This is a genomic window from Kribbella sp. CA-247076, from assembly GCF_050942445.1.
GTDB lineage: Bacteria > Actinomycetota > Actinomycetes > Propionibacteriales > Kribbellaceae > Kribbella.
The window spans coordinates 7,274,759-7,294,014 of record NZ_CP192051.1 but is presented as its reverse complement, the minus strand read 5'-3'; the positions used below and the strand labels follow the sequence as shown (position 1 = coordinate 7,294,014).

The following is a 19,256-nucleotide window of genomic DNA, read 5'->3' as shown; positions in this document are numbered from 1 at the left end:
ACTCCCGGCCTTCCCTCGTCGCTCCAGTCGCTGCGCTCCCTCCGCTCCTCAGTCCAGGCCGGGAGGCCCCATGACCGCCGTAGATGCCGCGACCGGCCAGGCTGCCGCGGCGATCAGCCGGAAGCCGCGGCGGAGCCCGATCGCCGACGGGTCGACCCGGCGCAGCCGGACGATCCGCTACCTCCTGCTGCTGTTCTTCCTGCTGTTCGTGCTGACCCCGGTGTACGTCGTCATCATCACCAGCTTCAAGACCGCCAGCGACACCACCGCCGCGGCGCAGTGGTCGCTGCCGGAGACCTGGACGCTGGAGCCGTGGCGCAAGGCGTGGGACGTGTTGCAGCCGTACATGATCCGGTCGCTGAGCCTGGCGATCCCGGCCGCGATCATCTCGTCGATGATCGGCTCCGCGAACGGGTTCGTGCTGGCCCGCTGGCGGTTCCCGGGGGCGAACCTGGTGTTCGCGTTCATCCTGTTCGGGATGTTCATCCCGTACCAGGCGGTGATGCTGCCGTTGCGGACGACGTTCACCGAGCTGGACGTGACCCGGGGCGTGCCGACGCTGATCATCGCGCACGTGATCTACGGTCTGCCGATCTGCACGCTGATCTTCCGCAACTACTACGCCACGATCGTGCCGAACGAGATCATCGAGTCGGCCCGGGTGGACGGCGCCGGGCTGGTCCAGACCTACGTCCGGATCATCCTGCCGATCTCGATCTCCGGGTTCGTGGTGACGCTGATCTGGCAGTTCACCTCGGTCTGGAACGACTTCCTGTTCGCGCTCTTCCTCACCCAGCAGCAGAACGGCCCGGTGACACTCGGGCTGGCGGCGCTGTCGGGCGGCCAGAAGGTCGACTACGCGGCCAGCATGGCGGGCGCGCTGATCACGTCGTTCCCGACGCTGCTGGTCTACATCCTGCTCGGCCGCTGGTTCATCGGCGGCCTGATGGCAGGTGCCCTCAAGGGCTGACCCACCCCCAACCCCCTGGTGATCGTTCGTCGCATTTTGACCCCCTGTGGACAACGGCCGGACAGTCGGCGTCCGAGGGTCAAAATGCGACGAACGATCACTGGTGGGGGTGGGGTGCTTATCCACAGGACGCGCGCACGGGCCTGCGGCGGACCGTTCCCGGCGGGTAATGTCGCGGACGTGACCAAGTCACCACGAGGCCGGGACGGCCGACCAAGCCACTTGCGGCTGGTCGGCTCCACGCCCGGCCCGACCCACCGGCCGACGGCGGGTGTCGACGTCGACACCACGCCGAGCGTCGCCGTGCTGGAAACCCTGCTGGAAACGCTGTCCCTCGACCTGGCCGCCGCACCCCGGTCCCTGCATCCGGTGATCGCCGAGGCCTCGGTGGCACGGTCCGCCGCGATGCTCGCCGACCAGCTGTGGCCGGCCGGGCGCCCCGACGAGATCGGCGAGGTCGAGCGGTTCTTCTGGGCCGACGCCGCCCGGGTGCTCGGCGAACGCCGCGACCCGCAATCCTTCGTGCTGCTGACGAGTCTGGCCCGCACGGTCGGTCCGGCCGGCCGGTTGCCGCTACAGCGCGCGCACCTGTCCCGCCTGCGGACCGAGGCCGAGGTGCCCGAGTGGGTCACCCGGATCGCCGGGTTCCGGCTGACCAGCGCGATCGTGTCCGAGGACATCACCGGCGACGGGCTGAGCGTCATCCTGGACTACGACGACGACCAGCACCCGCACACGGTGGTGGTGTTCATCGACAACAACCTCGGCGCGATCGTCAAGGACGTGTTCGTCGGCCCGCCGGTGGACCGGGTGCTCGAGGCGTACCAACGCGGCGGCCGGGTGACCATCCGGACGGTCCGTCCGTCGACCGCGGCCGGCATCATCCTGCAGGCGCTCGGCGAGACCAACGACTTCGACGATCCACCGGTGAGCGAGGACTTCGAGTTCTTCTCCGGCCTGCTGGTGAACCGGCTGACCCAGTTGCCCGAGCGCCCGGTCCGCCCGCCGATCCGGCCGTTGCTGTCGCCACGGCAGCGCGAGCAACTGGTCGACGAGTTCCTCGAGTCGCGGTACGCCGTGGGGCTGTCCGACGACGCGGCCGACATCGCCCGGCTGTGGATCGACCACGCGGTGGACCACACCGTCGGCGGTCCGCTGCGCGTCAGCGCCGTACTGGTGGAGTTGTTCCTGGCGCACTGGCTGCCGCGCAAGGTCCTTGCCGACAGCACGTACTTCGAGGCCGTGCCGGGCGTGGTGAAGGCCTGGCTCGAGTTCGCGGGGGACCGCACACAGTTGGCGCTGGACGTGATCGACGAGGCGGTCGACGCGGTGGACGTGTGGACTCCGGCGCTCGAGGCCGCGGCGATGATCGACCCGGTCGGCTCCAGGCCGGGCGAGCGCGTCTTCCTGGACGACACCACCAACGACCTCGAGGACGCGTACCGGGCGCTGTCCGGCCTGGGTTCGCCGCCACAACCGGATCTGCAGGGCCTGGACAAGTCGCAGGCGGCGACGCTGTCGGTGCTCGCCCCGCATGCCTGGCTGATGGCCGGCGAGACGCTCGGGACGACGTACGCCGGGGACGCGTTCGACATCGCCGAGCGCCTCGTCCGCGACGCCCCCGACCTGCTCGCCAAGGCCCGCCTCTCCACCTGGCCCCGCGCGATCGTCTGGCTCCTGGCCCACCGCCACCGCCTCGTCGGCCCCGGTGAGTCCCTCACCCCCTACTCCCTGGCCGCCGACCTCTCCTCCTCCCCGGCCACCCTCCGCAAAACCGCCAAACTCCTCACCGACACCCTCGTCCTCCCCCGCTGACCGGGGGCTTGAAGCCCGGCGCAGAATGGGGGCATGCATGTGCGTGCGCCGGAGCTCAGGGGTCGTGGGTGGCTGAACACGGGTGGGCGGGAGTTGGCGCTGGCCGACTTCCGGGGACGCTTTCTGTTGCTGGATTTCTGGGCGTTCTGCTGCATCAACTGTCTGCATGTGCTGGACGAGTTGCGGCCGTTGGAGGAGAAGTACGGCGATGCGCTGGTGATCGTCGGCGTGCATTCGCCGAAGTTCGCGCACGAGGGTGAGGAGGAGGCGGTCCGGGCCGCGGTGGAGCGGTACGAGGTGGGTCATCCGGTGCTGGACGACCCCGAGCTCGTCACCTGGCAGAACTACACCGCCCGCGCCTGGCCGACACTCGTGCTGGTCGACCCGAACGGCTACATCGTCGCGCAGTACTCCGGCGAAGGGCACGCGCACGCTCTCGACGCCCAGCTGGCCGAGCTGATCGCCGAGCACGAGCAGGCGGGTACGCTGACGCGCGGCAAGTCGCCGTACGTCGCTCCGGAGCCGGAGCCCACCGACCTGCGCTTCCCGGCCAAGGTGGTTGCCCTAGACAACGGCCTGCTGGTCGCCGATGCCGGCAACCACAGCATCGTCCAGATCGCCGAGGACGCCACCACCGTCGTACGTCGCTTCGGCACCGGCCGGCGTGGATTCGCCGACGGCGCGGCTGAGCAGGCCGCGTTCTCGGAGCCCAACGGACTCACCCTCCTGCCGACCGACGTGGCCGGCCGACTCGGGTACGACGTCGTCGTCGCCGACACCGTGAACCACGCGCTCCGCGGCATCACCCTGGAGACCGGCCAGGTCACAACGCTCGTCGGGACCGGCAAGCAGTGGATGGACGGCGACGTCACTGACGTCCTGAGCTCACCGTGGGACGTCGCCTGGTGGCAGGACAAGGTGTGGATCGCGATGGCCGGCATTCACCAACTCTGGACGTACGACCCGTTCACCCGGACGACGGAAGTTGCCGCCGGCACCACGAACGAAGGCCTGAAGGACGGTCCTCCCAAGGAAGCCTGGTTCGCCCAGACCAGCGGTCTCGCCGTCGACGGTGATCGACTGTGGCTGGCCGACTCGGAGGTCTCCGCGCTTCGCTGGATCGACACCGAGGTGCACACCGCCGTCGGCACCGGCCTGTTCGACTTCGGTCTGCGCGACGGCAAGGCGGCCGACGCCTTGCTGCAGCATCCGCTCGGCGTCACCGTCCTGCCCGACGGATCGATCGCGATCGCGGACACATACAACGGCGCCGTACGCCGGTACGACCCGCGCACCGAGGTGGTCGAGACGATGGCCACCGGGCTGGCGGAGCCGAGTGGAGCTGTTGTCGTCGGCAACGAGCTGCTCGTGGTCGAGTCGGCCGCGCACCGGCTGACCCGGGTCCCGCTGGGCGCGTCGGCGACCGTGGACGAGTTCAGCACCAGGACACAACGCCCGCCGATGGACGTCGCGGGCGGCGAGCTGACTCTGGACGTGGTGTTCACGCCGCCGCCCGGGCAGAAGCTGGACGACCGCTACGGGCCGTCCACCCGGCTGCTGGTCTCGTCCACACCCGAGTCACTGCTCCGGGAAGGTGCCGGCGACTCCACGGAGCTCAGCCGGCGGCTCGTCGTCGACCAGCGGGTGGGGGACGGGGTGCTGCACGTCGCCGTCCAGGCAGCCTCCTGCGACGACGCGGCCGAGGTCGAGTTCCCGGCCTGTCACATGCACCGGCAGGACTGGGGCGTGCCGATCCGCGTGACGCCCGACGGCGCCACGCGGCTGGAGCTGGTGCTGTCCGGAGCCTCTACTCCTTGACGTCGCGGTGGTGCTCCTCGACCACCCGGTACTCTTCCTCGATCGCCGGGTCGATCGCGTCGGTCTCGACGCGCCGCCGCCGGTTGGTGATGTAGAAGGAGAGCACGATCCCGGCCAGTCCGGCCAGGACCAGGATGTAGCCGACGACGGTCAGGTTGACGGCGTCCCACGAGTCGCGGACGGCGAACGCCAGGATGGCGCCCACGACCATCAGAAAGATCCCCACACCGATGCTCATCCGAAGAGCCTCCTCGTGAAGTCGTCCAACACCCTCGACGCTACTCCGCTCAGGCGGTGTTAGCCATCCGCGACGCATGTCTGTTACACCACCGGACGAGGACTTGGTACCCAGCGACAAACCTCAGCGGGCGTGCAGCTCGATGTCCCCGCTGGTCGTGGTGGCCTGGACGGTGTGCGACCCGTTCGCGTCGTCGCCCAGTGCGTTGTCGACGTCGCCGCTGCGGGTCTCGGTGCTGACGTTCCAGCTGCCGGCCGGCGCGGTCACGTCGATGTCGGAACTGGTGCCCTTGGCCCGTACGTCGTTCGCCTCGGCGAGCTCGAGCTCGAGGTCGCCGGAGGTGGTCTCGACGTTCACCGGACCGCCCTTCAGCCCGGAGGCCTCGACGTCGCCGGACGTCGCGGTCACATCGAGCTTCCCGGTCAGGTCGCGGACCACCACGTCACCCGACGTCAGGTCGATCTTCACGTTCCCGGTCACGTCGCTGACCTCGAACTCCCCGGACCGGGACTTGGCGTCCACCCCGCCGACGCCGGAGATCGAGATGTCCCCGCTGCCGTTCTCGCCGGTCACCGTGGTCCCGCGGGGGACGGTGACCACGAAGTCCGCGCTGCACTGCCAGCCGCAGTCGCCGTCGAGCCGCAGCACCCCGTCGTCGACGGAGTACGCGTCGCCCTTCTTCCACAGCCAGAACCTGCGCTTCTCCTGCACGGTCGTCTTGTCGCCGTCGGAGACCTTGATGGTGACGTCGGCGCTCTTCGCGGCCAGCTCGACCGTGCTGATCCGCTCGCCGATCTCGTGGTCGTCGGAGGAGTCCCGGTCCCCGAACTGCCAGAACGCCAGCGCCGCCCCGGCAATCAGAAGCACCGCCCCGAGCTGCTTGGTCTCCGCCATCGTCCGCCCCTTCTCGACCCATCCTGTCCGCTCGACAGTAGGCCGGGCGGCGGTGGCGAAGGATCCGGCAGATCCCCCGAGCCGCCCCTGAACCCCGCTCAGGGACGCCCCAGCCCAAATCAACCCCGGTCGACCTCGATCAGCCCGGTCAGCCCCGGCCGGGCCGGTCAGCCCCGGTGGTCGCCCCGGGACACCGCGGCAGCCAGGTCGTCGTCGAGCGTGCCGAAGAAGGTCCGCGCCCACAGGTCGTCGCCGTGCCAATAGGGGCCGTCGTCACCGGGCAGGGAGGCCGGGGCCTTGCCGCGCTTGAGCGCCCGCCGGCAGTCCGCGCACAACGGCAGCGCGAGCGTCGTCCCGTCCGCGTCCACCTGCGTCCGCTGCCCGGAAGACCTTCCGTGCAAGGGATTGAAGGCACACAGATCCGGTACGGCGTCCTGCTTCCGGCCGGCCGCGGTCGCGACGGCGGCGTCGTACTCGCGTCGCGCCTTGTCCAGCAGGACCATCGCACCGACCACGTCGACGAGGTCCTCGGACGAGTCCAGCACCTTGCCCGCGGCGTGGTGCGCGTCGAGCGCGGCCTGCTGATGACGCAGCCCAGCACCCTCGGCCGTCGGCAAGGCGGCCAACTTCGAGCCAAGCCTGGTGAGTTCGGCAGTGGTCTCGCCGGCCAGGCGCCGCCGCCGTTCGGCCGCAACGGTCGCGGCCACGTGCGGCGGGATGCTGAACGGCTTCTCCCGGCGCGGCCGATCGTGCTGCCGGGAGCCGGGTCGACGCAGCCCGATCACCAGACCCAGTCCGACGAGGGCCGCGATGCCCAGCCCGACGAGCAGGACGACCGTTCCCGTTGACGACTCCTCGTCCGAGGACTCGCGGGGCGCGCGGGCCGGCCGGGTCGTCTCCGCGGGCGCGGGCATCGCGGGCGCCGCGAGCAGCTCGTACATCCGGGACAGCACCTCGGTCGGACCCGCGTCGTACCCGGTGTCGTCGAGCGCGCGTTCCCGGGCCGCGCGGAGTTTGTCCTCGTTCACCTGCGGTACGTCGTGCGCCTCGTACCACGGGAACCGCCCGCCACCGTCGACCACGACGTACAACCCTGGCCGGTCGAGCGCATCGATGACCAGGGTGAGCACGGTGCTCTCCTTGCCCTGGAAGGCGTCGCTGGGCGTCAGCGGCAGCACGATCGAGTACACCGGATACCCGAGCGCGCCCGCCTTCGCCAGCACGTCCTCCCGCAGTCGGTCCGGCAAGGCCTCGTCGTACGCCGGATCGACGTACAGCGGCTGCTTCGTCAGCGCGGTCGCGATCTCCTTGGCCCGCTCGGCTGGTGTCTTCGCCTGCGCGGGGACGGCGGTCAGCGACACCAGCAGCGTCAGCAGGACGGTCAAGGCCAGCCGGGTCTTCACCGCGTTCCTCCAGATCGTCGGGCGACCATCGCCGCCACTGCGAGGACGACGCCGGCGAGCAGCGCGCCGCCCATCAGGCCGAGCACGCCGCCGCCGAGGCCGTTGCCGATCGCGTCGCGCGTGGTGAAGCGGTCGGGCTCCGACGTGCTCTCCGGGCGCGGCGGCAGCGGCTCGGTCCGGGCCGGCTTGGCCTCGTACCGGTCGTCCACCTTGACGTCGGCCAGGTAGTCCGTGAGTTGGCTGCCCATCGACTGCTTCGCCTCCGCGTAGGAACTGGACGGCGCGTACACCTTGACCTCGTGCTCCACGCCGTACGTCGTACTGCCGTCCATCACGACGTACACGCCGGGCTTGCCGTTCGCGGCGGCCAGCCGGCCCGCGAGCAGGGCGGTGTCGCCCTCCTCCGGGAACCAGTCCCCGGTCGGTACGACGGCGACGTACACCGGCACCTGGACGGACGACATCGCGCGCAGCATCTCCGCGGTCTGCGTCTCGTCGACGAGCGAGGTGTAGTCCGGGTCGACGTACAGCGGCCGGCTCGACCAGGCGGCCGTGGCGGCGGTGATCCGGGAGTCGGGCGGAGTCGCGGCCCAAGCGGTCCCGGACAGCAGCGCAACAGTTGCTGTCAGCAACGACAGGAGACGTCTGGTCACCGGACACCGTCCTCGAGCTGCGCGACCCGCTCGGGCAGGTCGTCGGACAGCGCCCCGAACCCGGTCGCGACCATCACGTTGTCCTCCGGATCCAGCGTCCAGTAGGGCACGTGCTCACGTCCGACGAGTCCCGAGCGGCGCCAGACCCGGAGACCCCGCGGCGTCGTGCCCTTGCCGACGAGCCGTGCGCACGCCTGACAGGCGGGCACCTCGACGTCGTCCGCCCAGGTGACGCTCAACGTCCCGGACCGGTGGGTCGGGTCGAAGAAACACGGCGGGAGGACCTTCGCCCCACTCGCGCCCCGCTCGGCCTGGCGGGCGAGGACGAACGCCCCGGTCACCGACAACAGGTCGTCGGATTCACCGTTGCGCAGCGTGCGGGCCGCGTCGAGGCGGCGGTACGCGTCCTCGCGCTGGTCGAGCACCTCGACCAACTTCCCGCTCCGCTTGTCCAGCCGGTCGATCGCCCGCTGCGCGCGCTCGATCCACTCGTCCGCGCGGACCTGGATCTTGTCGACGTTCATCGGCTCCTCGGCGGCGACCGCGCGCTTCGTCCGCACCGATCCGCTCCGCCGGCTCAGCACGAGCCACAACGTCAACGCGAAGCCGATCAGTGCGCCGATCCCCAGGCCGATGAACGCCGACAGGTCCTCCAGATCGGTCGTCGACCGGCCCCGCTGCGGCCGCTCCGGTTCCAGGTCGCCGGCCGGGATCTGGGGCAGCGCGCGTCCGTCGTACGCCGTCGCCGCCTGCTGGATCGTCCGCACGAGCTGTGGCACCGGCCGGTCGTTGACGATGTCCCGGTGCTGGTCGTCGTCGAGCTGGACGCGGGTGAGGCTCCGGCCCTTCAGCCCGGCCGGACGGTACAGCTCCTCGGTCCCGGACCAGTAGCCGTCGGACACCACGGCCACGACGTACAACCCCGGCTCTCCGACCCGCGCCTGCAGCAGCGTGACCAGGTCGCCCACCTTCTCCCGCGTGTACGGCGTCCGCGGCACGAGCGCGACGTACACGGCGAAGTCGACGCCGGCGGCCTCCGCGCGGAGCCGGTCCAGCTCCGGGATCGGGCGGAGCCGCTCGTCGACGTAGATCTTGTCCGACCGCCACGCGGCCGCGATCCGGTCCGGCAGCTCCGGCGTCGCGGCCCGCGCGGGCAGGACCGGGACAAGCGCCAGGACGGCGAGCAGGGCGGCGAGGCGGCACAGGCGGACGAACATCGCGCACAGCGTACGACGAGCTGACGCCGACCCCGACCTGGACACAGCAGCACGGACGCATCCTGCGGAGGACAGGTTCCCCACCCGGACCCGCTGGAGACGTGGCACGGCCCTGGCTCGGACAGGGGAAGCCGAGCCAGGGTCGTGTGGTTGCCACGGGCAGAAACGTTCCTACGGGCGGTGGTTCCGGACCAGGGCAGATCGTGGGGCAACCTGGGGCAGATCGGGTGCCCCGCTGCTGCCCCGGGCTTGCCGGGCCTCCGGCTCGATCCGCGCAAGTGACCGAGCCGGAGGAGCAGGAAGGGTCAGAACGCGGACTCGGGCAGGTCCATCACGTCCAGGTCGGTCAGCTCGGCCTTGACCCGCTCCGCCCGCACCGACGGCATCGTCGTCCGGACGAACCACTGGGCCGCGGCGACCTTGCCGGTGTAGAAGTCCTGGTCGGCCGGGGAGAGCTCGCCGCCGAGCCTGTTCAGCGCGACCTCGGCCTGCCGCAGCATCAGCCAGGAGCAGACCACGTCACCGAGCACGTACAGCAGGCGGGAGGTGTTCAGGCCCACCTTGTAGATGTTGCGCGGGTCGCCGTTCTCCGCCTGCGGGTTGCTCGCCATCAGCGCCTGCCCCATCACCCCCAGGATCTTCTGGGCGTCCTCCAGGCCCTTCGCCAGCAGCCCGCGCTCCTCCTTGAGCCGGCCGTTGCCGGCCTCGGAGGTGACGAAGCCCTGGATCTGCTCGGCCAGGTGGCCCAGCGCCTTGCCCTGGTCCTTGATGATCTTGCGGAAGAACAGGTCCTGGCCCTGGATCGCGGTCGTGCCCTCGTAGAGCGTGTCGATCTTCGCGTCCCGCACGTACTGCTCGATCGGGTAGTCCTGCAGGAACCCGGAGCCGCCGAACGTCTGCAGCGACTCGGTCCCGAGCAGGGTCCACGACTTCTCCGAGCCGTAGCCCTTGACCAGCGGCAGCAGCAGGTCGTTCACGCCCTCGGCCACGGCGTCGTGCTCACCGGCGTACCGCGCCTGCTCGGCCCGGTCCTGGTACGTCGCGGTGAACAGGACGAGCGCCCGCAGCGCCTCGGCGTACGCCTTCTGGGTCATCAGCGACCGGCGGACGTCGGGGTGGTGGGTGATGGTGACCCGCGGCGCGTCCTTGGCCGGCTGGGTCAGGTCGGCGCCCTGGACCCGCTCCTTGGCGTACTCGAGCGCGTTCAGGTAGCCGGTCGACAGGGTCGCGATCGCCTTGGTGCCGACCATCATCCGCGCGTACTCGATCACCTGGAACATCTGCGCGATGCCGTCGTGCACCTCGCCGAGCAGCCAGCCCTTCGCCGGCGTGCCGTCGCCGAAGGTGATCTCGCAGGTGGTGGACACCTTGATGCCCATCTTCTTCTCGACCCCGGTGACGAAGGCGCCGTTGCGCTCGCCGTTCAGCTCGCCGGTCTCCAGGTCGAAGTGGTACTTCGGGACGACGAATAAGCTCAGGCCCTTCGTCCCCGGACCGCCGACCCCCTCGATGCCCTGCGGGCGGGCCAGCACCAGGTGGACGATGTTCTCGGTCAGGTCGTGCTCGCCGGAGGTGATGAACCGCTTGACGCCCTCGAGGTGCCAGCTGCCGTCCTCCTGCAGCGTGGCCTTGGTCCGGCCGGCGCCGACGTCGGAGCCGGCGTCCGGCTCGGTCAGCACCATGGTCGCGCCCCAACCGCGCTCGATGATGTGGTGGGCGATCTTCTGGTCGCGGTCGGTGCCGTTGCGCCAGAGCACGTGCGCGAAGTTGGGGCCGGCGGCGTACATGTGCACCGGCGGGTTGGCGCCCAGCACCAGCTCGGCGGCCGCCCAGCGCAGCGACGGCGGGGTCGGCTGGCCGCCCAGCTCGGCGGGCAGCTCGAGCTTGAACCACTCGGCGTCCATGTAGGCGTGGTAGCTCTTCTTGAACGCCTCCGGCATCCGCACCTCGTGCGCCTCGGCGTCGAACACCGGTGGGTTGCGGTCGGCCTCGGCGAACGACTCCGCCAGCTCGTGCTTGGCCAGCCGGTCGATCTCGGCCAGGACCTCACGGGCGGTGTCGACGTCCATCTCGGCGTACGGGCCCTGCCCGAGCACCTCGTCCCGGCCCAGGACCTCGAGCAGGTTGAACTCGATGTCCCGCAGATTCGACTTGTAGTGGCTCACGCCTTCACCTCGCTCCGCTCGGCTTCGGCGTGAGCCAGAGGCTGCTGTGCATATTGGTTCGATCGCTTCGCTCTCTCACAGGTTCCCCTACCTCTTCGCAACCGTCTCTTACTCACGAGTAACTTAAGTATATACCCACGGGTAACGAAGGCAAAGGCACTTTGACCAGGACGTGATCCAGGAGACTGTGCGGGTGACGGTCACGCTGATCTACGAGACGCACTCGACCACGCTCGACAACGAGCAGGGGATCGCGACCGGATGGCTGCCCGGCGAGTTGTCCGCGGCCGGTCGGCAGCAGGCGGCAGAGCTGGGTGCGCGGCGCAAGGACGTCGACCTCGTCTTCAGCTCGGACCTGCGGCGGGCGGTGCAGACCGTCGAGTTCTCCGGGCTGACCGCGCCGCACTTCCAGGACTGGCGGCTGCGCGAGTGCAACTACGGCGCCTTGAACGGATCACCACGAGAGGCGCTCGAACCGCGCGCGGAACGAGTGCACAAGCCGTTCCCCGGAGGCCAGAGCTACTGGGAGGTGATGGAGTTGACGCGCTCGTTCCTCGAGGACCTCAAGCGCTGGCACAACGGCAAGGTCGTGCTGGTCGTCGCGCACTCCGCGAACCGCTGGTCCCTCGACCACCTGCTCGACAGTCGCGCGTCGCTCGAGCACCTGGTCGCCGCTCCGTTCGCATGGCGGCCGGGCTGGGTGTACGGGGTCTGAAATTAGCGGGAACCGGCAACGACCTCCTGCCGTCCTAGGATCGCAAAACAGCAAGGGGTCGCGCACGGCCTCCCACCGATTCGCAGCGGAGATGAGAATGGCCTGGGGTAAAGCGAAGGACGATCTGGCGGGCGACAAGGCGCTGGACCAGCAGCGGAAGTTCGGGAAGGTCGTCGACCGGCTCGAGGCGAACGGCCAGACTGCGGCCGCGAGGAACGTCACCAGGGGTGCGGGCCGCGGAGACTCGCCCGAGGAGGTCCGGCGGCGCGTCGACGACGCCGGCAATGACCGCAAGGGCCGCGGTCGCGGGTAGTCGTCAGGATGGCCGGCCACAGTGGCCGGCCATCCTTGTGTTTGCTAGGGCTTGTAGACGGCTGCGCTGCCGTACAGCTTGTCGGTGAAGGCGGAGATGTACGACGCCGTGTTCGCGGACGTGAGGTTGTAGGTGAGGAAGACGCCGTACCCCTCGTCGACCGTGCGCTGGGCGAGACTCGCGGCCGTCGACGAGCTGGTCGCGCTGTAGGACACGGCGGCCGGCGAGAGGCGGGACTTCGCGGACGGGCCGCTCGGGACCATCCACGTGCCGTACCAGGGGTTCCACGCGTAGTCGAAGGTGTTGGCGATGCTGACGCCGTTGTAGGTCAGCCGGTCCGACGCCGGGCCGATGTCGTACAGCGTGATGAGCTTGTTCGGCAGCTTCTGCCGCAGTGCCGAGACGAGGTAGACGAACGAGAAGTCGTTCGGCTGGCCGGTGCCGTTGTTGCCGTAGCCGGCGTACTCGTCGTCGAAGTCGATCCCGTCCAGGCCGTACTGGTTGACCGCGTCGGCGAGCTCCTGCGCGAACGCGTCGGCGGCCTGCTGGGTCGGGAAGTTCGCGAAACCGGCGCCCTGGTGGTTGCCGAGGATCGACAGCAGGACCTTGATGCCCTTCTGCTGCAGCGGCCGGACCTCGGTCGCCACGTTGTCGAGCACGTTCTGCACGTTCTCGTTGAAGTGCAGGTAGGCGTTCGTGCCGTCGTAGTTGATGTTGGCCGCGAAGATGAGCGCGACGTCGAACACCTGCGCGCCGCCCTCGGCGAGCGTGTACTTCGCGACGTTGGTCATGCTCTCGTTGTTGACCTCGACGTACACCACCGAGATCGGTCCGGTCTTCGCCCGCGGGCAGCGTTTCGCGGCGGCCGTGGTGGGGAGCGCGGCGCCGGTGCCGGCCACCACGGACGAGGCCGCGAGGGCCGAGAACAGGGTTCTTCTGCGAATGGGCTGGCTCATCGATCAACTCCAGGTCTGCTGGGCGGGGCAAACTGGTCACCGGTGCTAAACCGGTATAGCAGCCCGATCTTCGGCGGCCGCGGACGCGGTGTCAAGAGGTGTGAGCGTTCGGTGACGGCCTCCGGGTGGTTGCGGCCCGGGTCGCCGGGGTGGGAACTTATGGACGAGGATGTGGTGCGGGGCGGAACAAGTTTTCGGGGGCTGAGCGGGAGAGGACCCGATGAGCACACCAGCCGCTGCACAGGTGGACACGGCCCGGACCAGGCGGTCCCTGGTCGCCGGGACGGTCGGCAACTTCGTCGAGTGGTACGAGTTCGGCGCCTACGGCTTCTTCGCCACCGTGATCGCCGCGAACTTCTTCAGCAGTACGTCGACCAGCGACGCCGAGAGCCTGATCAAGACCTACGCGTCGTTCGCGCTGGCCTTCTTCTTCCGGCCGATCGGGGCCGCCGTGTTCGGCCGGGTCGGTGACCGGATCGGCCGGCGCCCGACGCTGATCCTGGTCCTGCTGCTGATGACGCTGTCGACCACGCTGATCGGTCTGCTGCCGACGTACGCGACCGTGGGTGCGGCCGCGCCGTGGTTGCTGACGCTCGTCCGGGCGCTGCAGGGACTGTCGGCGGGTGGTGAGTTCGGCGGCGCGGTGTCGATCATGACCGAGTTCGCGCCGAAGACGAAGCGCGGTCTGTACGGCGCCTGGCAGTCGTTCACCGTCGCGCTCGGACTGCTCGCGGGCGCCGGGCTGGCGGCGATCCTGGCGACCGTGCTCAGCAAGGAGGCGCTGACCGACTGGGGCTGGCGGGTGCCGTTCCTGCTCGCGTTGCCGCTCGGCCTGGTGGCGTTGTGGTTGCGGCTCCGGCTCGACGAGACGCCGAACTTCGCCCGCGTGCAGCAGCAGGAGGAGCCACGGCCGGCCGGGACGGCGGAGGTGGTGAAGGCCATTGCCCTGGGCATCGGCCGGCTGATGGGCTGGTCGGCCGCCGGTTACACGTTCCTCGTGGTGATGCCGTCGTACCTGCAGGCGACCCTGAACGCGACGTTCCAGCAGGCGCTGGTCGCGACCGTGCTGGCGAACGCCGGGTTCGCCGCGTCGATCATGCCGGCCGGCTGGCTGAGCGACCGGATCGGGCGGCGGCCGGTGATGGTGGCCGGCGCGGCGCTGGTCGTCGTACTCGCGTTCCCGTTGATGAATCTGTTGCAGGACAAGGATGCGGGCAATGCGGCCAAGGGGGCGGCCGTGTTCGTCGCCGGTCTGGTGGTCGGGTTGATGGCAGGTCCCGGGCCGGCCATGCTGGCGGAGATGTTCCCGACCAGGGCGCGGTACACCGGACTCGGGCTCGCGTACTCGCTGTCCAACGCGGTGTTCTCCGGATCCGCCGGGTTGATCATCACCGAGTTGATCAAGCGGACGGACAACGTCGACATCCCGGCGTACTACGTGGTGGTCACGTGCGCGGTCAGCGTGGTCGCCTTGCTGACCCTGCGCGGGGACGACCATCGACGGGAGTTGCGGGACTGACATGCGAGTCATCGGCCTGATGTCCGGGACGTCGTACGACGCGATCGACGCCGCCGCCGCGGACCTGCGGCTCGAGGGCGACCGCCTGGTGCTGACGCCGCTCGGTCTGCTCAGCCAGCCCTACTCGCCGTCGCTGCGGGCGGCAATCGCCGGATCGTTGCCACCGGCAAGTGTGTCGCTGGAGGAGGTGTGCCGGCTCGACACCGGGATCGGGCAGGCGTTCGCCGAGGTGGCCCGGCAGGCGGTCGAGCAGCTCTGTGGCGGGGCGGCCGACCTGGTCGTGTCGCACGGGCAGACGGTGTTCCACTGGGTCGAGGGCGGGGCGGTCCGGGGAACGCTGCAGCTCGGGCAGCCTGCCTGGATTGCGGAGGCGACCGGGACGACGGTGGTCTCCGATCTGCGGGCGCGCGACGTCGCGGCCGGCGGTCAGGGTGCGCCGCTGGTGAGCATCCTCGACGTGCTGTGGTTGCGCGGGCGGCCCGGCGTACCGATCGCGTTGAACCTCGGCGGGATCGCGAACGTCACCGTCGTCCACGGTGAGCCGGTCGCCTTCGACACCGGTCCGGCGAATGCCCTGATCGACGCGGTGGTGCAGGAGCTGACCGGGCAGCCCTTCGACGCCGACGGCGCGATGGCCGGGCGCGGCCGGGTCCACGGGGAGCTGCTCGAGCGGTTGCTGGCCGAGCCGTACTACGGGCGGTCGGCGCCGAAGAGCACCGGCAAGGAGCTGTTCAACCTGGCCTACGTGGCTCGTGCTCTGGAGGGACTGGGCGAGATCCCGCCGGACGACCTGGTCGCGACGGTGACCGCGCTGACCGCTCGGACGGTCGCCGACGCGGTCCGGCGGTACGGCGGGACCGAGGTGATCGCCTCCGGCGGCGGCATCCGGAACCCGGTGCTCATGCATCAGCTGGCGTCGGAGCTCGGCTCGGTGCCGGTCCGCAGTACGGACGAGTTGGGGTTGCCGTCGGCGGCCAAGGAGGCGTACGCGTTCGCCGTACTCGGGTTCCTGACGGTGCACGGGCTGGGCGGGACGGTGCCGAGTTGTACGGGTGCGCGGCACTCGAGTGTGCTCGGGTCGATCACTCCCGGAGCGCGTGGGCTGCCGGTCGCCGGGCGAGACGCGCGACCGCCGGTGAGTCTGACGATCGAGTGACTCACACTATTCCTGTGACAAGGCTCTTCGTGGTGACGGGTGCGCCCGGTTCGGGGAAGTCGACGGTCGTGCCGGAACTGGTGCGGCTGAGCCCGGGGAACATGGTCGTGATGGACATGGACGAGTTGCTGGACGATCACGGACGGTTGCTCGGGATCGACATCGCGGCCCCGACCGCGGCGCCGATCTGGCCGGCGTACAACGCACTGTGGCTGCGGATCACCGAGCTGATCCGCCGGTCCGGGATTCCGGTGCTGCTGCTGTCGCCGGTGCTGCCGACGGAGCTGCCGGAGGGGCGGTGGCTGCATCTCGACATCCCGGACGCCGTACGGCGGAAGCGGTTGGCGGCGCGTGGTTGGGCGGAGGCGCAGATCGCCGAGGCGCTCGCGGACGCGGCCGAGATCCGCAAGCACGTGCCGCGCTCGGTCCGCGGCGACGTCTCGCCGGAGCGGTCGGCCAAGGGCATCCTGGAATGGATCCGCGGCGAGCGGCTCGGCAAGACGCTCGGGCTGTGGGGACGGCTGCGGACTTGACCTTCGAGTTGGTGCAGGGCTGAGGGTCGCCCTCATGAGGTTGACGATCAGTGAGTTCGCCCGGCTGGTGGGGCTGGCGCCCAGCGCGCTGCGGTTCTACGACGACTGCGGCGTACTCCCACCCGCCGCGGTCGACGAGACCAACGGCTACCGGTACTACGACCGCGCCCAGGAACCGCGGGCCCGCCTGCTCCGCGACCTCCGCGAGCTCGGCCTGCCCCTCGCCGAGGTGCGCCAGGCCCTCGACGCCACTCCGTCCGACCTGGCCGCGATCGTCCGGGCCCACCTCCAAACCCTGGAAGCCCAGACTGCCGCCGCTCAGACCGCCGCCGACAACCTCCTGACCACCCTCCTCTCCCACCGCACCACCGTCACCTTCGGCGGCCCCGAACTCGCCAGCGCCCTTCGCCAAGTAACCCCCGCCGCCCACCCATCTGCGTCCTCCGGCGCCGAGGAGGTGGGGTTGGGGGTGCTCGAGTGTGTGTTGGTCGAGCTCGGGGCTGATGAGGCGACGTTCGTGGCGACTGATCGGTATCGGCTGGCTCTCCGGACCTTGCAGCCGGTGGAGTTCAGCGGGGCTCGGAGCAACTTGCTGGTGCCTGCGGTCGAGCTCAGCGGGTTGAGCCGGTGGGTCGCCGCGGGTGAGCTGGTCCGACTCGAGACCCGGCCCGAGGGAGCCGTGCTCGTGCGAGACGGCGAGGCGCGCGAGCTCACCGTGATCTCCGGCGACTACCCGGCGTACGACGTGATCCTCGACGGACTGACTCCGCCGAAGTGTCGCGTCGTCGACCGTCTGGCGTTGCGGACCGCGCTGGAGGGTCGCGAGGTCGTTGCCGTCGACCTCGAACCGGGGGAGTTGCGGATCGACGGCGAGGTCAAGCTCGACGTGATCGGATCCGGCTCGACCAGGATCGGCTTCACCGCGCCCCTGCTCGCCGCCGCACTCGACGCCAGCGTCGGCCCCGACGTCCTGCTCGAGATCTGCGCTCCCGACCGCCCGGTCGTCGTACGCTCCGCCGACCAAGGCACCTTCACCACCTTGGTGATGCCCGTCCGGCTCGACAGGTGAACCGCGGCTACTACGGCTGGCTGGCAGGATCCACACTCTCGGCGTTCGGCGACAGCGCGCTGTTCTTCGCGCTCGGCTGGGCGGCCACCGGCATCGCGCCGCACATTGCGGGACTCGTGCTGACCGCGTTCACCCTGCCCCGCGCCGTACTCCTGCTCCTCGGTGGCGTCCTCGGCGACCGCATCGGCCCTCGCCGCATCCTGCTGAGCTGCTCGGCGATCGTCACCGCAGCCTGCCTCGGACTGGCCGCGGCCGTAGCGGTCAACGGGACCTCGGCAACCCTGCTGATCCTGACCGCGGCCGTGATCGGGACGGTCGACGCGTTCGCCCTTCCCGCCGCCGGAGCGCTCCCGCGGCTGTTCGTCACGGACGACGAGTTGCCGCGGGCCATGGCGATGAGTACGTCGGTCACCCAGTTCATCCGCCTCGCCGGCGGCCCGCTCGGCGGCGTACTCGTCGCGGCGATCGGCGTAGCCGGCGCACTCGCAGTCGACGGACTGACATTCGCCGTGCTGTTCGTAGTTTTGTTGACAATCAGACCTTCGTACGACGTCCCGCCGCCGACCGACCGTACGTCGGTGGCCCGGGCCGCCGTGGACGGCATGCGCGTGGCCTGGACCGACCCGGTCCTGCGCGGCGTCCTCCTCGTGGTTGCCTTGGTCGCCGCCTTCGTCCTGCCGGTGACCTCGCTCTGCGTGCCGCTACTGGCCCGAACTCACGCCTGGTCCGCGTCCCAAACCGGCCTGGTCGTAGGCGCCACCGTGGCAGGCAGCCTCGTGATCACGCTCCTGGTCGCCCGCCTCGGCACCTTCCATCGCCCGACCCTCACCGCCGGACTCGGCTGCATCCTCGCAGGTGCAGCCATCGCCACCCTGGCGTTCACCACCTCGCCCGTACCAGCAGCCGCCGCCGCTCTGGTCCAAGGCCTGGGCGTCGGTCTCTTCACCACCCACTTGGCCCCGCTCTACGTCCGCAGCACACCGAGATCCCACCTGACCCGCCTCCAGTCCCTCCTCTCCCTTGCGCAAACGCTCCCCCTCATCCCCGCCACCAACCTCCTGGCCGCCCTACCTCCCCACCAAGCCCTCACCCTCTCCGCCCTCACCACAACCACCGCCGGTCTCACCCTCCTCCGTCTGGACCACCGCAGGCGGACGGCTCTGGTGGTGTAAGACAATTCGTCTTACGCTGGCTGTATGGCCGACACGATCACGATCCGAACCGATGCGGAGACCGAGCACGCGCTCGACGTACTCACCCAGGGTGGTGACTCTCGCTCGGCGGCGATCCGGCATGCGGTGCTGGAGGCCGCGCTGCGGAAGGAGCGAGCCGCGGCGATGCGCCGCGCGGTTCTGCGGATGCCGCTGGGTGAGCCCGACGGCGTCGACGTCGCCGCCGAGATCTCGCGCGCCCGGGAGGACGAGCGCTGATGATCTACCTTGATTCGGCGGCCATCGTGAAGCTGGTGCACGCCGAGTCCGAGTCGCAAGCCTTGCGTGACTGGCTGGACGTGCGGGCCGAGACCGGATGGGCGAGTTCGGTGCTCGCGGAGATCGAGTCGTCGCGAGCGCTGGCCCGGTACGCGCCGGACGCCGTTGTCCGCCTCCATCCTGTGCTCGACCTGATCGACTTGGTCGAGCTTGACGCCGGCATTCGCATCCTGGCGCAGACCGTGAGACCTGCGACCGTGCGCAGTCTGGACGCGATTCATCTGGCGACCGCGCTGCGTCTCCACCCCCAGCTGACTTCCTTCGTCACCTACGACAAGCGCCTTGCCGACGCTGCCCGGGCAGCCGGTCTACCGGTCGACGTGCCTGCCTGA

The 19,256-nt window shown here is 70.0% G+C and carries 19 protein-coding genes; 12 read left to right on the top strand and 7 right to left on the bottom strand.

Translation table 11 applies throughout. The features are described from left to right. The first annotated feature begins 70 nt into the window (after positions 1-70). The 3 genes from ACQPYZ_RS34830 (at position 71) to ACQPYZ_RS34820 (ending at position 4,603) form a co-directional block, all read left to right on the top strand. Positions 71-970: a carbohydrate ABC transporter permease gene (locus tag ACQPYZ_RS34830; protein ID WP_433163521.1), complete on the top strand. Its 900-nt coding sequence runs from the start codon at positions 71-73 to the stop codon at positions 968-970. Positions 971-1,150: 180 nt separating this feature from the next. Then, a complete protein-coding gene (locus ACQPYZ_RS34825) occupies positions 1,151-2,785 on the top strand; it encodes a hypothetical protein (RefSeq protein WP_433163519.1) in 1,635 nt (544 codons plus the stop codon). Between the two features lie 33 nt (positions 2,786-2,818). Continuing rightward, entirely contained in the window at positions 2,819-4,603 is a 1,785-nt protein-coding gene (locus ACQPYZ_RS34820; protein ID WP_433163517.1) for an NHL domain-containing thioredoxin family protein, read from the top strand. Here the strand turns inward: ACQPYZ_RS34820 and ACQPYZ_RS34815 are convergent. The 6 genes from ACQPYZ_RS34815 to ACQPYZ_RS34790 form a co-directional block, all read right to left on the bottom strand. Next, the gene (locus ACQPYZ_RS34815; protein WP_433163515.1) at positions 4,593-4,841 is read right to left on the bottom strand and encodes a DUF6458 family protein; all 249 of its coding nucleotides are present in this window, start codon (positions 4,839-4,841) and stop codon (positions 4,593-4,595) included. The genes ACQPYZ_RS34820 and ACQPYZ_RS34815 overlap by 11 nt on opposite strands. A 123-nt stretch (positions 4,842-4,964) precedes the next feature. Then, positions 4,965-5,735 carry a DUF4097 family beta strand repeat-containing protein gene (locus ACQPYZ_RS34810; protein WP_433163513.1) on the bottom strand — a complete coding sequence of 257 codons (771 nt, stop codon included), beginning with the start codon at positions 5,733-5,735 and terminating at the stop codon, positions 4,965-4,967. Positions 5,736-5,902: 167 nt separating this feature from the next. Beyond that, on the bottom strand, positions 5,903-7,138 hold the full coding sequence (locus ACQPYZ_RS34805) for a hypothetical protein (RefSeq protein WP_433163512.1): 1,236 nt from the start codon (positions 7,136-7,138) through the stop codon (positions 5,903-5,905). Then, a complete protein-coding gene (locus tag ACQPYZ_RS34800; protein WP_433163510.1) occupies positions 7,135-7,791 on the bottom strand; it encodes a hypothetical protein in 657 nt (218 codons plus the stop codon). Before ACQPYZ_RS34800 ends, ACQPYZ_RS34805 begins: the two co-directional genes overlap by 4 nt. Continuing rightward, complete coding sequence (locus ACQPYZ_RS34795; protein WP_433163508.1) at positions 7,788-9,008, bottom strand: hypothetical protein; 1,221 nt, start codon at positions 9,006-9,008, stop codon at positions 7,788-7,790. The genes ACQPYZ_RS34800 and ACQPYZ_RS34795 overlap by 4 nt, the downstream gene beginning before the upstream one ends. Before the next feature lie 305 nt (positions 9,009-9,313). Next, on the bottom strand, positions 9,314-11,173 hold the full coding sequence (locus ACQPYZ_RS34790) for an acyl-CoA dehydrogenase (protein ID WP_433163506.1): 1,860 nt from the start codon (positions 11,171-11,173) through the stop codon (positions 9,314-9,316). Between the two features lie 193 nt (positions 11,174-11,366). Between ACQPYZ_RS34790 and ACQPYZ_RS34785 the strand changes: the two genes are divergently transcribed. Both ACQPYZ_RS34785 and ACQPYZ_RS34780 read left to right on the top strand, forming a co-directional pair. Continuing rightward, positions 11,367-11,888, top strand: a complete 522-nt coding sequence (locus ACQPYZ_RS34785) for a histidine phosphatase family protein (RefSeq protein WP_433163504.1) — start codon at positions 11,367-11,369, stop codon at positions 11,886-11,888. A gap of 97 nt (positions 11,889-11,985) precedes the next feature. Beyond that, positions 11,986-12,201, top strand: a complete 216-nt coding sequence (locus tag ACQPYZ_RS34780) for a hypothetical protein (RefSeq protein WP_433163502.1) — start codon at positions 11,986-11,988, stop codon at positions 12,199-12,201. Positions 12,202-12,245: 44 nt separating this feature from the next. Here ACQPYZ_RS34780 and ACQPYZ_RS34775 read toward each other — a convergent pair whose 3' ends face one another. Beyond that, positions 12,246-13,157: an endo-beta-N-acetylglucosaminidase H gene (locus ACQPYZ_RS34775; protein WP_433163500.1), complete on the bottom strand. Its 912-nt coding sequence runs from the start codon at positions 13,155-13,157 to the stop codon at positions 12,246-12,248. Between the two features lie 220 nt (positions 13,158-13,377). Between ACQPYZ_RS34775 and ACQPYZ_RS34770 the strand changes: the two genes are divergently transcribed. From ACQPYZ_RS34770 to ACQPYZ_RS34740, 7 genes are read left to right on the top strand one after another with little or no spacing between them, the layout of a single operon-like run. Next, positions 13,378-14,676: an MFS transporter gene (locus ACQPYZ_RS34770; protein WP_433163498.1), complete on the top strand. Its 1,299-nt coding sequence runs from the start codon at positions 13,378-13,380 to the stop codon at positions 14,674-14,676. Position 14,677: 1 nt separating this feature from the next. Further along, on the top strand, positions 14,678-15,832 hold the full coding sequence (locus ACQPYZ_RS34765; RefSeq protein ID WP_433163496.1) for an anhydro-N-acetylmuramic acid kinase: 1,155 nt from the start codon (positions 14,678-14,680) through the stop codon (positions 15,830-15,832). 14 nt (positions 15,833-15,846) lie between these two features. Continuing rightward, on the top strand, positions 15,847-16,365 hold the full coding sequence (locus ACQPYZ_RS34760) for an AAA family ATPase (RefSeq protein WP_433163494.1): 519 nt from the start codon (positions 15,847-15,849) through the stop codon (positions 16,363-16,365). A gap of 34 nt (positions 16,366-16,399) precedes the next feature. Then, positions 16,400-17,434 (top strand): MerR family transcriptional regulator, encoded by a 1,035-nt coding sequence (locus ACQPYZ_RS34755; protein WP_433163492.1) that lies wholly within the window; start codon positions 16,400-16,402, stop codon positions 17,432-17,434. Beyond that, a complete protein-coding gene (locus ACQPYZ_RS34750) occupies positions 17,431-18,606 on the top strand; it encodes an MFS transporter (protein WP_433163490.1) in 1,176 nt (391 codons plus the stop codon). Before ACQPYZ_RS34755 ends, ACQPYZ_RS34750 begins: the two co-directional genes overlap by 4 nt. Positions 18,607-18,630: 24 nt before the next feature. Beyond that, positions 18,631-18,864, top strand: coding sequence for a hypothetical protein (locus ACQPYZ_RS34745; protein WP_433163488.1), 234 nt, complete (start codon positions 18,631-18,633; stop codon positions 18,862-18,864). Next, entirely contained in the window at positions 18,864-19,256 is a 393-nt protein-coding gene (locus ACQPYZ_RS34740; RefSeq protein ID WP_433163486.1) for a type II toxin-antitoxin system VapC family toxin, read from the top strand. The genes ACQPYZ_RS34745 and ACQPYZ_RS34740 overlap by 1 nt, the downstream gene beginning before the upstream one ends.

Excerpts from the sequence above, each read along its gene's own strand:
- ACQPYZ_RS34780 (WP_433163502.1), top strand. The coding sequence starts at position 11,986 with ATGGCCTGGGGTAAAGCGAAGGACGATCTGGCGGGCGACAAGGCGCTG.
- ACQPYZ_RS34775 (WP_433163500.1), bottom strand. The coding sequence starts at position 13,157 with ATGAGCCAGCCCATTCGCAGAAGAACCCTGTTCTCGGCCCTCGCGGCC.
- ACQPYZ_RS34815 (WP_433163515.1), bottom strand. The coding sequence starts at position 4,841 with ATGAGCATCGGTGTGGGGATCTTTCTGATGGTCGTGGGCGCCATCCTG.
- ACQPYZ_RS34830 (WP_433163521.1), top strand. The coding sequence starts at position 71 with ATGACCGCCGTAGATGCCGCGACCGGCCAGGCTGCCGCGGCGATCAGC.
- ACQPYZ_RS34755 (WP_433163492.1), top strand. The coding sequence starts at position 16,400 with ATGAGGTTGACGATCAGTGAGTTCGCCCGGCTGGTGGGGCTGGCGCCC.
- ACQPYZ_RS34820 (WP_433163517.1), top strand. The coding sequence starts at position 2,819 with ATGCATGTGCGTGCGCCGGAGCTCAGGGGTCGTGGGTGGCTGAACACG.
- ACQPYZ_RS34810 (WP_433163513.1), bottom strand. The coding sequence starts at position 5,735 with ATGGCGGAGACCAAGCAGCTCGGGGCGGTGCTTCTGATTGCCGGGGCG.
- ACQPYZ_RS34770 (WP_433163498.1), top strand. The coding sequence starts at position 13,378 with ATGAGCACACCAGCCGCTGCACAGGTGGACACGGCCCGGACCAGGCGG.
- ACQPYZ_RS34740 (WP_433163486.1), top strand. The coding sequence starts at position 18,864 with ATGATCTACCTTGATTCGGCGGCCATCGTGAAGCTGGTGCACGCCGAG.
- ACQPYZ_RS34765 (WP_433163496.1), top strand. The coding sequence starts at position 14,678 with ATGCGAGTCATCGGCCTGATGTCCGGGACGTCGTACGACGCGATCGAC.
- ACQPYZ_RS34745 (WP_433163488.1), top strand. The coding sequence starts at position 18,631 with ATGGCCGACACGATCACGATCCGAACCGATGCGGAGACCGAGCACGCG.
- ACQPYZ_RS34795 (WP_433163508.1), bottom strand. The coding sequence starts at position 9,008 with ATGTTCGTCCGCCTGTGCCGCCTCGCCGCCCTGCTCGCCGTCCTGGCG.